The 15,506-nt window shown below is 71.9% G+C and carries 17 protein-coding genes; 6 read left to right on the top strand and 11 right to left on the bottom strand.

What is annotated here, in order from left to right; genetic code table 11:
- Positions 1 to 10 precede the first annotated feature (10 nt).
- The 7 genes from I3F58_RS18000 to hemL all read right to left on the bottom strand — a co-directional run bounded on the left by I3F58_RS18000 (position 11) and on the right by hemL (position 6,816).
- A complete protein-coding gene (locus tag I3F58_RS18000) occupies positions 11 to 751 on the bottom strand; it encodes a cytochrome c biogenesis CcdA family protein (protein ID WP_240109641.1) in 741 nt (246 codons plus the stop codon).
- A 3-nt stretch (positions 752 to 754) separates the two neighbouring features.
- Positions 755 to 1,384, bottom strand: coding sequence for a TlpA disulfide reductase family protein (locus tag I3F58_RS17995; protein ID WP_240109640.1), 630 nt, complete (start codon positions 1,382 to 1,384; stop codon positions 755 to 757).
- 351 nt (positions 1,385 to 1,735) lie between these two features.
- On the bottom strand, positions 1,736 to 2,065 hold the full coding sequence (locus tag I3F58_RS17990; RefSeq protein ID WP_240109639.1) for a hypothetical protein: 330 nt from the start codon (positions 2,063 to 2,065) through the stop codon (positions 1,736 to 1,738).
- Positions 2,066 to 2,826: 761 nt separating this feature from the next.
- Positions 2,827 to 3,333: an NUDIX hydrolase gene (locus I3F58_RS17980; RefSeq protein WP_240109638.1), complete on the bottom strand. Its 507-nt coding sequence runs from the start codon at positions 3,331 to 3,333 to the stop codon at positions 2,827 to 2,829.
- Positions 3,334 to 3,410: 77 nt separating this feature from the next.
- Entirely contained in the window at positions 3,411 to 4,658 is a 1,248-nt protein-coding gene (locus I3F58_RS17975) for a hypothetical protein (RefSeq protein ID WP_240109637.1), read from the bottom strand.
- A 152-nt stretch (positions 4,659 to 4,810) separates the two neighbouring features.
- Complete coding sequence (locus I3F58_RS17970; RefSeq protein ID WP_240109636.1) at positions 4,811 to 5,500, bottom strand: histidine phosphatase family protein; 690 nt, start codon at positions 5,498 to 5,500, stop codon at positions 4,811 to 4,813.
- A complete protein-coding gene (hemL, locus tag I3F58_RS17965) occupies positions 5,497 to 6,816 on the bottom strand; it encodes a glutamate-1-semialdehyde 2,1-aminomutase (protein ID WP_240109635.1) in 1,320 nt (439 codons plus the stop codon). Before hemL ends, I3F58_RS17970 begins: the two co-directional genes overlap by 4 nt.
- Before the next feature lie 479 nt (positions 6,817 to 7,295).
- Between hemL and I3F58_RS17960 the strand changes: the two genes are divergently transcribed.
- From I3F58_RS17960 to I3F58_RS17950, 3 genes are all read left to right on the top strand, one after another.
- Positions 7,296 to 8,009, top strand: a complete 714-nt coding sequence (locus tag I3F58_RS17960) for a hypothetical protein (protein ID WP_374207994.1) — start codon at positions 7,296 to 7,298, stop codon at positions 8,007 to 8,009.
- 6 nt (positions 8,010 to 8,015) lie between these two features.
- Positions 8,016 to 8,552, top strand: coding sequence for a GNAT family N-acetyltransferase (locus tag I3F58_RS17955; protein WP_240109634.1), 537 nt, complete (start codon positions 8,016 to 8,018; stop codon positions 8,550 to 8,552).
- A 98-nt stretch (positions 8,553 to 8,650) separates the two neighbouring features.
- On the top strand, positions 8,651 to 9,406 hold the full coding sequence (locus I3F58_RS17950; protein ID WP_240109633.1) for a Mut7-C ubiquitin/RNAse domain-containing protein: 756 nt from the start codon (positions 8,651 to 8,653) through the stop codon (positions 9,404 to 9,406).
- A gap of 20 nt (positions 9,407 to 9,426) precedes the next feature.
- Here I3F58_RS17950 and I3F58_RS17945 read toward each other — a convergent pair whose 3' ends face one another.
- Entirely contained in the window at positions 9,427 to 9,912 is a 486-nt protein-coding gene (locus I3F58_RS17945) for a hypothetical protein (protein WP_240109632.1), read from the bottom strand.
- Positions 9,913 to 10,041: 129 nt separating this feature from the next.
- On the opposite strand from I3F58_RS17945, the gene I3F58_RS17940 reads away from it, so the two are divergent.
- Positions 10,042 to 10,806, top strand: coding sequence for an SDR family NAD(P)-dependent oxidoreductase (locus tag I3F58_RS17940; RefSeq protein ID WP_240109631.1), 765 nt, complete (start codon positions 10,042 to 10,044; stop codon positions 10,804 to 10,806).
- Positions 10,807 to 10,847: 41 nt separating this feature from the next.
- Here I3F58_RS17940 and I3F58_RS17935 read toward each other — a convergent pair whose 3' ends face one another.
- Positions 10,848 to 12,041 (bottom strand): RtcB family protein, encoded by a 1,194-nt coding sequence (locus tag I3F58_RS17935; RefSeq protein ID WP_240109630.1) that lies wholly within the window; start codon positions 12,039 to 12,041, stop codon positions 10,848 to 10,850.
- 174 nt (positions 12,042 to 12,215) lie between these two features.
- Between I3F58_RS17935 and I3F58_RS17930 the strand changes: the two genes are divergently transcribed.
- On the top strand, positions 12,216 to 13,073 hold the full coding sequence (locus I3F58_RS17930) for a DUF3558 domain-containing protein (RefSeq protein WP_240109629.1): 858 nt from the start codon (positions 12,216 to 12,218) through the stop codon (positions 13,071 to 13,073).
- A gap of 165 nt (positions 13,074 to 13,238) precedes the next feature.
- Positions 13,239 to 14,036, top strand: a complete 798-nt coding sequence (locus tag I3F58_RS17925; protein ID WP_240109628.1) for a DUF3558 domain-containing protein — start codon at positions 13,239 to 13,241, stop codon at positions 14,034 to 14,036.
- A 72-nt stretch (positions 14,037 to 14,108) separates the two neighbouring features.
- On the opposite strand, the gene I3F58_RS17920 is transcribed toward I3F58_RS17925, so the two are convergent.
- Positions 14,109 to 15,152: a hypothetical protein gene (locus tag I3F58_RS17920; protein WP_240109627.1), complete on the bottom strand. Its 1,044-nt coding sequence runs from the start codon at positions 15,150 to 15,152 to the stop codon at positions 14,109 to 14,111.
- Positions 15,149 to 15,487, bottom strand: a complete 339-nt coding sequence (locus I3F58_RS17915; protein ID WP_240109626.1) for a PadR family transcriptional regulator — start codon at positions 15,485 to 15,487, stop codon at positions 15,149 to 15,151. Before I3F58_RS17915 ends, I3F58_RS17920 begins: the two co-directional genes overlap by 4 nt.
- Between the last annotated feature and the right edge of the window lie 19 nt (positions 15,488 to 15,506).

The raw sequence follows: 15,506 nt of genomic DNA, 5'->3' as shown, positions 1-15,506 counted from the left end.
CACGCCGCCCTCAGATCCCCACGGTGAAGCCGTCGGACCAGCTCTGCATCTCCTGCACGAGGTAGTCCCAGGCACCTGTCAGCAGGAGCACCCCGGTCAGGATCATCATGCCGCCGCCGATCCGCATCACCCACGCATAGTGCCGCTTGACCCACCCGAACGCCCCGAGCGCCTTGCGGAACGCGAGGGCGGCGACGATGAACGGGACACCGAGCCCGAGACAGTACGCGAGGGTGAGCAGCGCGCCGCGGCCGGCGCTGCCTTCGTTCATCGCGAGGAAGGTCACGGAGGCGAGCGTCGGCCCGATGCACGGGGTCCAGCCGACCCCGAACAGCACGCCCAGCAGCGGGGCCCCGACGAGCCCGGAGGCGGGACGCTTGTGGAAACGGAACTCACGCCGGGTCATCCAGGACATGAACCCCATGAAGAAGAACCCCATGAGGATCATGAAGACACCGAGTATCCGGTTGAGCAGCTCACGGTGTTCGAGCAGGCTCTGCCCCGAGTAGCCGAACAGCGCGCCGCCGGAGACGAACACGGCGGAGAACCCGAGCACGAACAGTACGGCCCCGGCGGTCATCCGCCCCCGGCGCGCCTCGGCCAGGTCAGCGCCGGTGACTCCGGTGACGTACGAGAGGTAGCCCGGGACGAGCGGCAGCACGCACGGGGAGAAGAAGGACACCAGCCCGCCGAGCACGGCGAGGGGCAGCGCGAGCATGAGGGCCCCGCTCAGGACCGTCTCGTTCTGCATCGGCTACTTCCCCGAGGCCTTCGCGTCACCGGGCTTCTCGTCTATCAGCGGCTGGACGAGATCGCGCAGTTCCTTCTCGGTCAGCGCCTTCAGCGACCGCGCGGCGATCTTGCCCTCCCGGTCGAGGACGACCGTGGAGGGGATGGCCTGCGGCATGAGCGTGCCCTTGGGGAAGCCGTTGAGGACGATCTTGCCGATCGGGTCGTGCAGGCTCGGGTAGGTGATCCCGTAGTCCTCCTCGAAGGCGACCGCCTTGGCCTTCTTGGGGTCGCGGGTGTTGATCCCGACGAACTCGACGCCCTTGGGCTTCAGCTCCTTCGACACCTTCGCGAAGTGCGGCGCCTCGGCGCGGCAGGGCGCGCACCAGGAGCCCCAGACGTTGAGGACGACGACCTTGCCCTTGAGGTCCGCCACGTCCAGCTTCTCGCCGTCCAGCGTCTCGCCGGCGAGGCTCCTGGGTGCCGTGCGGTCGCCCAGGGCGACCGTGTCGATGCCACCGGCGCCGGTGACGAAGTTGGTACCCCCGCCACCACCGGACTTGCCCGTGTCGCCGCCACACGCGGTCAGCGCGAGTGCGGCCACCATGGCACCGGCGGTGAGCAGGAGCCCTCGGGGGGCACGGCTGAGGCTCATGTGAAAAGTTTCGCATGCCCTTTTCGGGGATCTTGGCCGCCCCCCCGAGTGCCCGAATGGCCCTTGAAGTGCGTTGTCAGGGGGGCTTAAGCGCGGGCGTCCCGATGCGTCGAGCGGGCTTGGCGGGCGGGGCCGACGAGGACGTGACGCGTGCCGCACTCGCCGGTTGCGGGGAAGCGGGAGCCACCTCGCTCGCAGTGGAGGCCACCGAACGCGGCCGCGGCCATGACCGCAGCACCGCCGGGGCCAAGGGGATCGTGAATCGGGTAGACCACGAGCGCGGCTGGGTGCGGCGGGACAACTACCCGGCGCGGGTGGTCAGGTGTGCGGTCATCTCCCAGAGGATGATCTTCACCGGCTGGAGCGTCCTTCGAACACGGGATCATCGTCGCACTCTGTGATGCATCCCGCACTGGGCTTCCAGGCACAGCAGGGGCGGCGGCGGTCGGCCGGAAGACTGTCTCGCTCGTCTCGGTCGTGGAATTCCGTGACGATGCGACCGCCATCGACGCGTGAGACCCCTACTTGCCTACTGAAGTCGATCTTCAGCACCTCGGTCTCCAGCCGCAGGCAGACGACCACGTATCTGTCGGCGGCTTCGGGATACCGGGCGAACAGCTCGTCGAGTTCCCCGAAGAACTCGGGGTCACGATCCGGCCCGCAGGCCGACTTGGTACTCATCGCCAACCTCCCGGCGTCAGGTGCTTCGAACCCGACCACGCCGCGGCTCGACATCCCCGATTTCAGGCTAGTCCTGTGGTTGTCCGGGCGCATGCCAATCAAGGACCTGAACGTGTTCGGGCACCGGTCGGCCACCGCCAACCACGCGATCAGATCTGCCTTTCACGGTTCCGACGACCGACACACCACGGGACACCGAATGACCCGGACATCCAGTCGTTCATCGTCAGGCGGCACCTCTGGACCTGCTCTCTCCACGGCTCCCGCAACGGCGGGCTCGGGCTCCCGGCAGGACGGCCCTCCGGTCAACCGCGCAGCCCGGAACCATAGGCGAGTTGTGTTCCCCATGCCCCAGAACGTGCTTCGCCGCATGCTGCAGGACGGCCGCTCATGGGCCGCATTCGCCGTTGCCGACCGGCACAAGAGCGTTCGCAGATACCGCAGGTGACGAGTACTTCTCGAACCGCCGCACCTCGGTGAACTCCGGCTTCGCCGCGAGGCGCGCCGCGCCGGTCGAGCGTGACCGTGCCGGTCATCGCGCCGCCGAGTTCGGCCACGGACAGGCCGGGGCGGCGCCCGGGCTCCCCGGGCACCGCCCGTTCGGGCTCGGCGCGCGGTCGCGGGCCGCCGATGAAGGCGCCCGCCTCCGGCGAGGCGAACAGTGTGAGCCGCTCGGTCCTGATCGGGGCAGGTCGCCATGCGTCCGGTCCGAGTTCAGCCATGCAGCCGACGGGGCCGCCGGGCTCGGCGGCGTTCAAGACCTACAGCGGCCGGCCCTCGCACAGGTAGACCGTGGTTCCGGTCCGCGCGGCCGTGTGCAGCGCGGTCAGGGTCGACAGGTGCGCGGCCAGCGGCGTGGCGTGCAGTTCCGTCGGGTGGTGGAAGGCGTGGCGGTCGTGCTCGGGGCTCAGCCGTACCCGCTGGGACCCGGCGAGCGTGCCGCCGTGGAAGAAGTAGTCGATCACCGGGCCGGTCCCCAGCACGTCGGCGCGGTGGTCCGTGCCGAGCAGACGGGGCTTGTCGGGCAGCTCGACGCCCGTCTCCTCACGCATCTCCCGCCGGGCCGCCGTCCACGGGTCCTCCCCGTGGTCCAGCATGCCGCCCGGCAGCCACCAGCTCCCGCCGGCAGGCTGCCGGGGGCCGTACCGCAGGAGGAGCAGGCGTCCCTCGGAGTCCAGCGTCACGACGCAGGAGGCCACGATCACCTGCGGCAGAGTCCTGACCCACTCCTCGCGCGGCAGCCACTCGGTCTCACCCTTCACATCCATACGAGCAGCGTGTCCGCCTGCCGGACCGCCCGCGCGGGATTCCCCGCCTGGTCGCCCGTACGGGTGAACAGCCCCCGTCAGACCCTCAGGTAGGTGTTCCAGCCGCCCGCCGGGGACCGGCCGACGTCCAGGCCGCGCAGCTTCGCGAGGATCTCGGGGTCCTGCGCGTCGAGCCAGTCGACGAACTGGCGGAAGGAGACGATCCGTACGTCCTTCTTCCCGGCCATGTGCTTGAGCGCCTCCTCCACGGCGTCCATGTATATGCCGCCGTTCCACTGCTCGAAGTGGTTTCCGACGAAGAACGGCGCACGGTTCGACTCGTACGCGCGGCGGAAACCGGCGAGATACGCGTCGGTGGCCTGCTTCCGCCAGCCGGGATAGCGGGAGGGGACGCCCTTGGTGGTGTTCCTGGACTGGTTGGCGAGGATGTTGTAGTCCATCGACAGGACCTCGAAGGAGTGGCCCGGGAACGGGACGGCCTGGAGCGGGAGATCCCAGACGCCCCGGCGCTTCACCGGCCAGACCTGACGGCCGCCGGGGGACGAGGCGTCATAGCGCCAGCCGAGCTGCTTCGCGGTGGGCAGCAGGTTGTCCTGGCCGAGCAGACAGGGCGTGCGGCCGCCGGTCAGCTCCTTGCGGTAGTCGAACGGAAGCGGATCCTCGTCCTTCCATCCCGTGTTGGTCTTCCACTCCGTGACGAACCGGACCGCCTGGTCGATCTCGTCGCGCCACTGCTCGGGCGTCCAGTTCCCGACCGATCCGGAACCGGCGCAGAAGTGACCGTTGAAGTGCGTGCCTATCTCGTGGCCTTCGAGCCAGGCACGGCGGACGTTCGTCAGCGTGTCCCTGATGTGGCCGTCGGTCAGATAACCGATGTCGGACGCGCCGACGGCGTTGCCCGGCGGGCGGTAGAGGGTCTTCTTCGACTCCGGCAGCAGGTATATCCCGGAGAGGAAGAACGTCATCGCGGCGCCGTGCTCCTCGGCGAGGTCCAGGAAGCGCGGGAAGAGGCCGTTCCCGACCTCCCCCGCGCCGTCCCAGGAGAACACCACGAACTGCGGCGGCGTCTGGCCCGGCTCCAGCGGCACGGGCCGCTCCGGCTGGTTCGGCTGCTTCCCGGTGTCGGACGTGGAGCCGTCGCCTATGAGCCGCGCCCGGGGCGACGGACTCGCGCTCCCGCCGGGGCCGCCGCCCTTGCCGTCGCCCCTGCTCCCGCCCGCACCGCCGCCGCTCCCGCCGCCGGTGAACCCGCAACCGCTGACTCCGAGTGCTGCGGCGGTCCCGATGCCCGCCCCGAGCAGTGCCCTTCGGCTGATCTCGCGCATAACGTCCCCATCCGCGCTGGCGTGTGTCGGACACAGGTCCGAACCGGCACCCGGAGAGATGCGGACAAAGGGCGGAGAAGTTCCCGATGTGACACAACGGTTACGCCCGCGATGGGCGGTTCTGGGCGGTACAGCCCCTCCCTGCTGCGGAGCTACGCGCCGAACGCCTTCGACTTCCCCTTCACCGGCTTGGCGCCCGCCAGCAGATGCGGCGGCACGAGATCCCGCGCGGGCTCGCTGTACCCCACCGACACGATCTTGTCGCCGTGGTACGTGAACGAGGTCAGCGACGCGAGCGTGCACTGCCGCCGCCGCGGGTCGTGCCACAGCCGCCGCCGCTCGACGTAACTCCGCACGATCCAGATCGGCAGCTGGTGGCTCACACACACCGCCTCGTGCCCCCGCGCCGCGTCCTTCGCCGCGTCCAGGGCGGCCGTCATCCGCACGACCTGGTCCACATAGGGCTCGCCCCACGACGGGCGGAACGGGTTCGTCAGATGCCGCCAGTTGCCGGGCTTGCGCAGCGCGCCGTCGCCGACGCCGAAGGCCTTGCCCTCGAAGACGTTGCCCGCTTCGATCAGCCGCTCGTCGGTCGCCAGGTCCAGCCCGTGCGTCTTGGCGACGGGCGCCGCCGTCTCCTGCGCGCGCTCCAGCGGGGACGCCACGACGTACGTGACGTCCCGGCCCGCCAGGTGCTCCGCGACCCGGTCGGCCATCCGGCGGCCCAGCTCCGACAGGTGGTAGCCGGGGCGCCGCCCGTACAGGATGCCGTCCGGGTTGTGCACCTCGCCGTGCCGCATCAGATGGACGACGGTCACGTCCTGCGCCTTCGTCCCGCTCATGCCGCCGCCTCCGGGGTCGCCTCGGCCGCCGCGCGCGCCGCCGCCGGGAGCGCCGCCGCGATCCGCTCGACCGCCCGCTCGTCATGGGCCGCCGACACGAACCACGACTCGTACGCCGACGGAGGCAGGTACACGCCCTGCGCGAGCATCGAGTGGAAGAACGCGGTGAACCGGAACGCCTCCTGCCGCTTGGCGTCCTCGTAGTTCCGCACCTCGCGGTCCGCGAAGAACACCGAGAACATGTTGGACGCGGTCTGCAGCCGGTGCGCCACGCCCTCCTTCGCCAGCGCGTCCGTCACCAGCCGCTGGATCTCCGCCGACACCGCGTCGACCTTCTCGTACGCCTCGTCGTCCAGCAGCCTCAGCTGCGCGAGGCCCGCCGCGGTCGCCACGGGGTTACCCGACAGGGTGCCCGCCTGGTACACCGGGCCGGCCGGGGCCAGGTACGCCATCACATCGGCCCGGCCACCGAACGCCGCCGCCGGGAAGCCGCCACCCATGACCTTGCCGAACGTCATCAGATCGGGCGTCACCCCGTCGACGCCGAACCAGCCGGCCTTCGAGGTGCGGAATCCCGTCATCACCTCGTCCGAGATGTACAGCGCGCCGTTCTTCGCGCACGCGTCCTTCAGCCCCTGGTTGAACCCGGGCCGCGGCGGCACCACGCCCATGTTGCCGGGCGAGGCCTCCGTGATCACACAGGCGATCTCGCCCGGGTGGCGGTGGAACGCCTCCTGCACGGCCTCGAGATCGTTGTACGGCAGCACGATCGTGTCACCCGCCTGCGCGCCCGTCACACCGGGCGTGTCGGGCAGCCCGAAGGTCGCCACACCCGAGCCCGCAGCGGCCAGCAGCGCGTCCACGTGCCCGTGGTAGCAGCCCGCGAACTTGATCACCTTCGCGCGGCCGGTGAAGCCGCGGGCCAGCCGGATCGCGGACATGGTCGCCTCGGTGCCGCTGGACACCAGCCGCACCTGCTCGACCGGCGCGACCCGCGCCACGATCTCCTCCGCGAGCGCGACCTCACCCTCGCCGGGCGTGCCGAAGGACGTCCCGCGCGACACCGCCTCCTGCACGGCGGCGACCACCTGCGGGTGGGCGTGGCCGAGGATCATCGGGCCCCACGAGCAGACGAGGTCGACGTACTCCCTGCCGTCCGCGTCGGTGAGGTACGGACCCGTACCGGACACCATGAAGCGGGGCGTTCCGCCCACGGCGCGGAAGGCCCGCACCGGAGAGTTCACGCCGCCGGGCGTCACCTGGGACGCGCGGTCGAAGAGCGACTGTGACACTGGGGCTTCGTATGAATACGACACTTGGGTCCTGACCTGCGAGAACGAGTGGACGATCGGCTAGGCGCGCGCCCGGCCGCCGGCGGACGGGTACGCCCTTTCACGCCATCCGGACGGCCCGGAACGGCGATATCGGGCCCACGCCCTTGCTTCGTGGTGACCCCTTCCCTCACGATCTTGTTTCACAAGGCTCACAAGACTCTTCCGAACCTTGTTTTCGGCAGGGCGCCAGGCCTCCGCGTCTGCGAAACTGGGGCGTCATAGGGAGAGCTCACGGAAACCATGGTGTCAGAGGCCGGGACGTTCCAGCGGAACAGGTGTTTCACCACACGCTCGCGGGGGAGGTCAACTGACACGATGATCGGGTCGTCGCGGCGGGGACCGCGACGGCCGGCAAGCAGTCGGGTGGAGATATGCAGCGCGGTGGCGGACGGGGCGAAGGGACCGGAGACCGGGGTCCCGGGCCTGCCCGGCGGGGGAGGCACCGACGGCAGCGGGATCCTGTGGAGCGGGACAACTCCGGTTCCACGGAACGGCACGACGGCGCGGGCCGGGACGGCGGCCCCGCGGGACGGGAAGGCATCGGCGGACGGGACGGCAGCGCACGGGACGGCTCCGGCGGCGGGCGCGACGGCGGCGTACGGGACGGCGGCCCGACGGGGCGGACACGGGACGACTACACGAGGCTCGACGGCCTCCGGCGGCGGACCGGCCCCACAGGAGGGGAGCCCATGAGCCTGGGCGGTGACCCCCTGGCGGGCAGGGGCGGCGGCCGCGGCATGGGAGTCACGTACAAGTACTTCGGGGCTCCCAACGGCGCCACCGCCGCGCGCGTACCGATCTCCATGCGCCCCGAGGAGCTCGGCGGCGACGAGCTGGGCATGGGCGGCCTGTTCACCAAGATCAAGCCGGAGACCATAGCCGCGATGGTCCTGACCGGCCTCCAGGGCATGCCCCTGCACAAGGTCCCCCCGCTGGAACTGGTCGTCCTCCACCCCGACTACGCGGTGGTCAAGCTCCCCACGACGACCGTCGACCCGCTGCGCGGCGTGGGCGAGGAGTCCGTCGGCGCCGCCGCGTTCATCTGGTCGACGGTCCCGGACCGCAGCGGCCCCAGCGACGCCTTCAACGTCTACCGCCTGCTCCACGAATGGCAGGACTTCTCCGTACGCCTCCACGAGGCCGGCCACCAGCCGTACTGCCTGGTGTGGGGCTGACACGGCATGACGCACACTGACGGCGGCGTCCGGCTCTCCCCCTGGTCGGCAGAGGACTTCGAGCTGCTCCTGGCCGCCAACACCCCGGCCATGACCGCCCACATCGGCGGCCCGGAGACCCCGGAGGAACTGCGCGGGCGGCACCGCCGCTACACGGCCCTGTCCGAGGAGCCCGCAGCAGCGGGCCGCATGTACCGGATCACACTCCTGCCCGACGCCGTGCCCGTCGGCAGCATCGGCTTCTGGCCCCGGACCTGGGACGGCGAGACGGTGTACGAGACCGGGTGGAGTGTCCTGCCCGGCTTCCAGGGCCGGGGTGCGGCCACAGCCGCGGCGACCGCCCTGATCGCGGAGGTCCGCGCCGCCCGCCCGGCGGACGGCCCCCGCTTTCTGCACGCCTACCCCTCGGTCGGCCACGCCGCGTCGAACGCCGTGTGCCGCAAGGCGGGGTTCTCCCTGCGGGGCGAGCGGCGGTTCGAGTACCCGCCCGGCAACCCGCTGCGCAGCAACGACTGGCGCCTCGACCTCACCGCCACCCGCTGAAGCCGCCCGGGCGCGGCGCCCGGGCCGACGCCCCGGCCGGCGTCCCCGGAGGGGAAATCGCCTGGCAGGGCGGGTCGGCGCGGTGGCATGCTGGCCGCGTGAACGGACCGGAGATCCACATACGCTTCGCGCCCGCCCTGGGACTGTTCGTGCCCGCCGTGCGCCGCACCGGACGCACTGCCGTGACCACCGACGGCGCCTCCACGCTCGGCCATGTCGTGGAGTCGCTCGGCGTCCCCCTCACCGAGGTCGGCACGCTCCTCGTGAACGGCCGGACCGTCCCCGTCTCCCACGTCCCCGCCGTCGGCGAGGAGGTCGAGGTACGCGGCGTCGAACGCCCCCAGCAGGTGCCCGGCGCGCCCCTCCGGTTCCTCCTGGACGTCCACCTCGGCACGCTCGCCCGCCGACTGCGCCTGCTCGGCGTCGACGCGGCGTACGAGAGCGAGGACATCGGGGACCCCGCGCTCGCCGCGCGCTCGGCGGCGGAGCGGCGCGTCATGCTGTCCCGCGACCGGGGCCTGCTGCGCCGCCGGGAGCTGTGGGCCGGGGCGTACGTGTACAGCCACCGGCCCGACGACCAGCTGCGGGACGTGCTGGAGCGGTTCGCCCCGCGCCTCGCGCCCTGGACCCGCTGCACCGCCTGCAACGGGCAGTTGACGGAGGCGCGCAAGGACCAGGTCCGCACGCGACTGGAACAGGGCACGGAGCGTACGTACGACGTGTTCGCCGAGTGCGCCGCGTGCGGCAAGGTCTACTGGCGGGGCGCCCACCACGCGCACCTCGACACGATCGTGAAGGACGCGCTGCGCGAGTTCGGCGGCGCCGGGGGCCGGGGCGACGGCCGGGCCGCGTGACGCCCCGGCGAACGGGGCGGTCAGAACACGTACGGGTCCCCGGTGGCCGGGACCAGCACCTGATGCCGGTTGTCGGCCGGGTCCCGGTCGGTCACCCCGCCGTTCCACGCGGTCTCCACCCGTACGGTGACCTCGTGCGGCGTCCCCGCCGTGCGCAGCGCCAGCCGGCGCTCGCGCAGCGTGCCGTCCGCGGGCAGCGCGCCCGTGGCGCACAGCACCTCCCGGTCGCCGCCCCACAGGCAGCCCGGGGGCAGGGTGTGTCCGGGGGCGGCCAGCGGCGCCGAGACGGTGACCCGCACGGTGGTGTCGGCCGGCGCCGCGGGCCCGTGGTTCCGGGCCAGCACCAGGATGTCCAGCCGCCCGTCCCGGAGCGAGGCGTAACCGTGGTACGCCACATCGGCCTCGGGCGCCACGGCACCGGCGCCACCCCCCGCCCCCACGACCATTCCCACGGCGGCGGCCACGACGACGGCGGCCCCGCGCGGAGCCTTACGCATGATGAACATGCGGCGAAGATACCGATTTCATATGAGAGATCCCGTCTCAGCCACGCGGCCGGGGCAGCCGAGTCCCCCATTCACCCCGCCGCCTAAGCTGACGCACGCCACCACCACTCCCCATCCCAGGAGCGCCCCATGACCGCCGCCGCCCTCCCCGTCGCCGTCGTCACCGGAGCCAGCAGCGGCATCGGGGCGGCCACCGCGCGCCGGCTGGCCGAGGCGGGCCACCACGTCGTCCTGACGGCCCGCCGCGAGGACCGCATCGAGTCCCTGGCCGCCGAACTCACCGAGGCCGGCCACCAGGCGACGGCCCACCGCCTGGACGTCACCGACCGCGCGGCGGTCGACGCCTTCGCCGCCTCCCTCGCCCGCTGCGACGTGCTGGTCAACAACGCGGGCGGCGCGCTGGGCGCCGACCCGGTGGCCAGCGGCAGCCCCGACGAGTGGCGCCGGATGTACGAGGTCAACGTCATCGGCACCCTCCACATGACACAGGCACTGCTGCCCGCCCTCACCGAGAGCGGCGCCGGCACGGTCGTCGTCATCTCCTCCACCGCCGGTCTCGCCACCTACGAGGGCGGGGCGGGCTACGTCGCCGCCAAGCACGGCGCGCACGTCCTGGCGGAGACCCTGCGTCTGGAGATCGTCGGCACCCCGGTCCGGGTCGTCGAGATCGCCCCCGGCCTGGTGAAGACGGAGGAGTTCGCGAAGACCCGCTTCCACGGCGACGAGTCGAGGGCCGCCAAGGTCTACGAGGGTGTCCCGGCCCCCCTGACCGCCGACGACGTGGCCGACACCGTCGCCTGGGCGATCACCCGCCCGCCCCACGTGAACATCGACCTCCTGGTCGTCCGCCCCCGGGCCCAGGCCTCCAACACGAAGCTGCACCGGGAAGGCTGACCCGGGCTCCGGGCCCCCGGCCGGACGCCGGGCCCGGCTCGTCAGCCCTTGACGCAGATGACCTGCTTCAGCTTCGCGACCACCTGCACCAGGTCGCGCTGCTGGTCGATGACCTTCTCGATGGGCTTGTACGCGCCGGGGATCTCGTCCACGACACCGGAGTCCTTGCGGCACTCGACGCCCCGTGTCTGATCCGCCAGGTCCTGGGTCGAGAAGCGCCGCTTGGCGGCGTTGCGGCTCATCCGCCGGCCCGCGCCGTGCGAGGCGGAGTTGAAGGCTTCGCCGTTCCCGAGGCCCTTCACGATGTACGAGCCCGTGCCCATCGAACCGGGGATGATCCCGTACTCGCCGCTTCCGGCACGGATCGCCCCCTTGCGGGTGACGAGCAGGTCCATACCGTCGTACCGCTCCTCGGCCACGTAGTTGTGGTGGCAGGAGATCTCCGGCTCGAAGGTGACCCTGGCCTTCTTGAACTCCTTGTGGACGACGCCCTTCAGCAGGGCCATCATCACTGTCCGGTTGTACTTGGCGTACTCCTGCGCCCAGAACAGGTCGTTGCGGTACGCGGCCATCTCCGGGGTGTCCGCGACGAACACCGCGAGGTCGCGGTCGGCCAGGTCCTGGTTGTGCGGCAGGTTCCGGGCGACGCCGATGTGGTGGTCGGCCAGTTCCTTGCCGATGTTGCGGGACCCGGAGTGGAGCATGAGCCACACCGAATCGTCCGAATCTACGCATACCTCTACAAAGTGGTTGCCGGATCCGAGCGTTCCCATCTGCTTACCAGCTCGCTCCTGACGGAACCTGACCGATTCCGCGACCCCGTCGAAACGGCTCCACAGGCTGCCCCAGCCCGTGAGCGAGAAGCCGTACAGGCCGGACGGGTCCACCATCTCGTCATGCATGCCGCGGCCCACCGGGATCGCCGCCTCGATCTTCGAGCGCAGGCCCGACAGGTCCCCCGGAAGGTCGTTGGCCGTCAGGGACGCCCTCACCGCGGACATGCCGCAGCCGATGTCGACGCCCACCGCCGCCGGGCAGACCGCGTCGCGCATCGCGATGACCGAGCCGACCGTCGCACCCTTGCCGTAGTGGACGTCCGGCATGACCGCCAGGCCCTTGATCCAGGGCAGGGCGGCGACGTTGCGGAGCTGCTGCATCGCGACGTCCTCCACCGTCGTGGGATCCGTCCACATCCGGATCGGAACGTTCGCGCCGGGCACCTCTACGTAGGACATATGTACTCGTTCCCCCTGAAAAGACTGATAGCGCAAAAACCGGTGCCAGTGTCCGCATACATGGCAGCAGACCGGCAGCGACGGCCGCGCGTGCGATACACATTGTGTTCACCGGCCGCCGAGCACCGGCAAGCCGTTTTCACCGCAGACCCGCAGCGAAGGGAGCCCGGGACCGTGCAGCGAAGGGCGTACGCACCCAGCCTGGCCGCGCTCCTCGCGGTGCTCGCCGCCGCCGGGCTCGGCGGATGCACCTCGGGCTCCGCGGGCGACGGTTCGGCCCTGGACTCCAAGACCGGCGCCGCCGGAGCCTCCGCCGCTCCGCCCGGCCGGTACAGCTCGCTGTACCAGCCCTGCGAGTCCGTCCCACGCGGCCTCCTGGAGGAACTGCTGCCCGGCGTCGCCTCCTTGGCGCCCGAGCAGCGCGACCGGGCCCTGCGCGGCACCGCGGCCGTCACCTACGACAGCACCCGCCGGGCCGGCTGCACCTGGAAGGCGGACGGCGCCGAGGGGAGCCGCCACCTCACCCTCGACTTCGAGCGCGTCGTCTCCTACGACCCGACGGTGAGCGACGACGACCGGGCCCAGGAGGTCTTCACCGGCAAGGAGACGGAGGCCGGGCTGCCCTCGCGCACCCCCGGCACCGCCGACGCCTCCGGCCCGGGCGACGCCGCGCCGAGTGCCACACCCGACGCCAGTGACGGGCCGCAGGCCCAGACCGCCTCGCCCTCACCCTCCCCCTCTTCTTCCGTCTCCGGCTCCGAGTCCCCGTCCGCTCCCGCCACTCCCGACGAGCTGCGGCCCCGCGCCCTCGACGGCCTCGGCGACGTGGCGTTCCTCAACGACGTCCTCGCCGCCTCAGGCGCCGCCGCCCAGCAGCGCACCGTGAGCGTGGTGTTCCGCACATCGAACGTCCTTGTGACCGTGCGCTACACGGCGCAGGCCGCACGTGTCGGTGAGGTTCCGGACAGTAAGGAACTGCAGGACAAAGCACGGAAACTGGCGCGGAGGCTGGCGGACCGCTTCGACGAGTGAGCGCCGTCACGAGCCCTGCGTCCGGCCGGATCCTTCACGCACGGAGGCTCCGGCGCGCGGCCGACTCGGGCTAACGTGGCCGGGCCGGCCGGATCGCCCGGACGCGTACGGAGCCGTGCGGCAGGAGTCGCACGGCAAGCGACAGAGCGACTGACTGAAGGAACCATGCACCGATCAGCCCCGCGCCTCACCCGCATACTCGCCTGCGCCGCCGCCGTCCCGGCGCTGCTCGTCACCGCCGCCTGCTCGGGCGGCTCGGACGACGCCTCCGGCGGCTCGGGCGGCGGCGGTTCGGCCGCGTCGCAGTCGGCGCCCTCGGCGGGCGGGTCCGCCGCGCCGTCGGTGAAGCCGTCCCCGAGCGTGAAGCCCGCCAAGTACTCCAAGCTGCCGGACGTGTGCAAGACCGTCGGCGGCAAGACCGTCGAGGACCTGGTCCCGGACGTGAAGAAGAAGGGCGGCACGGCCGGCGAGTCGTCCGACCTGGGCGCGCGCGCGAGCTGTTCCTGGAACGGCCTGGAGGACAAGGGCGTCAAGGGCTCGGACTACCGCTGGCTCGACGTGTCCCTGCTGCGTTTCGAGTCGGAGCAGACGATCGGCAGCGCCGAGGAGCGGGCGCAGCGCAAGTACACCGACAAGGTGGCCGAGGTGCAGTCGACCGAGGGCGCCAAGGACGTCTCCCCCGCCGAGACCAAGGGCGTCGGCGACGAGGCGGCGACGCTCACGTACAAGCTGAAGAAGACGGGCGAGGAGTTCCGGTACGCGGTGGTCGTGGCGCGCACGGAGAACGTGGTGATCACGGTCTCGTACAACGGCACGGGTTACGCGGGCGCCAAGGAGCCGTCCAAGGAGGACGTGGTGAAGGGCGCGCAGAAGGCCGCGAAGGAGGTGGTCGCGGCGGTCGCCGAGGCGAACGGCGTCGGCGACGCCGGCGGTACCGCCGGCCCGAGCCCGTCCGGCGACTGAGGCCGGGCTCCCGTCCAGGCCCGGACCGGGGTCTGGACGGCCTTCGGTGCGCGGCCCGGCGGCCGGTGCCGCCTACGCGTTCTCCTTGCGGGCCGCGTCACCGCCCAGCGCCTCGTGCCACATGCCCGCGGTGTAGAGCCCCCACCCGACCGCCGACACCGCGGAGAACCAGAACCAGAACGAGGTCAGGTCCGGGTCCCTGACCCTCTCGGCGAACATCAGCACCACCAGCACGGCCATGATGGTCGTGCCGTACAGCTTGCGCCGCTCCAGGCGCCGTTCCCTGCGCGGACCCGCCGCGAGACGCAGTGCGTACACCTCGGCGGAGCCGAACGCGGTCGCCGCGTCGTCCCCGGAGGCGGCCAGGTGCTCGCGGGCCTCCCGTACATGCCCGTGCGCCTCGGCCGCCCGCATGGCGTGGCGGCCGCGCAGCAGACCCTCCAGGCGGGCGAGCCAGCGCTCGTCCCCGTCCGGCGGCGCGGGTACGAACCAGCGCTCGAAGACCGCGTCGGGCACCGCCGCCGCCACGCCCAGCGGGACGGTGCACGCGGCCGTCACCGCCAGCACCGGCGCGGTGAACAGCGGTTCGTCGGGCAGCAGTCGGGCGATGCCCATCCCCGCGCCCACCACCGCGACCGCTCCGGCGGCGAACCCCCACCCGCCCCTGATCCGCCCGGCCGACCAGGCGGTGACCGCGACGGCCCCGAGGAGCGCGGCGAGGGCGATCCCCGAGAGCGCGGCGAGGCCCGCAGGACTGGGCTCCACCCAGAAGCCCTCGCGGAGCCATTGGAACAGACTGACCATGACGCCGGTTCCGCCGATCGCCACCAGCGCGGCGGTGAACCGCTCGCCCGGCAGCAGCCCGTTCCCGTCTGTCCGGGCCCGGTACTCCTCTCCCACATGCTCGGTGAATGCCGCCTTGGCGTACTCCCCGGGCGCGCCGAAGAGTTCACGCGCTCCGCACCCCGTCTCGGCGACGGCCTCGCGGGCCGCGGCGAGCGCGGTGTCCGCGAGGCCGCCGGGGCCGTGGTGGTCGAGCGCGAGGCGCAGTTCGACCTCGGCGGCCCACTGCTCGTCCTCCTCGGTGGGCCAGCCGGGTTTCTGCGACGTGGTCATGCCTCCCCCTTCGTATGGTCGCTTCCGTCCCCGAGGAGCGAGGTCACGGTGGCTGTGAAGCCGCGCCACACGGCCCGCTCACGCCGCAGGCGGGTCCTGCCCTCCTCGGTGATGCGGTAGTACTTGCGCCCGGGCCCGCCGTCACCGGCGCCCCACTCGATCTCGACGGCGCCTTCCTCTTCCAGCCTGGTCAGGGCCGGATAGAGGGCCGCGGGCTTGACGTTCTCCAGCCCGGCGTCGCTGAGCCGGCTCAGCAGCGCGTACCCGTAGCTCTCTCCCTCGGCGTCCAGCACGCCGAGCAGGCACAGCGGCAGGACGGACCGCGTCCAGGACACGGGTGGTGTCGCGGGTGGT

The sequence above is a fragment of the Streptomyces sp. MUM 203J genome, assembly GCF_022414595.1.
Classification (GTDB): domain Bacteria; phylum Actinomycetota; class Actinomycetes; order Streptomycetales; family Streptomycetaceae; genus Streptomyces.
Note: the sequence above shows the minus strand (reverse complement) of the source record. Positions and strands in the feature narration are given on the sequence as shown.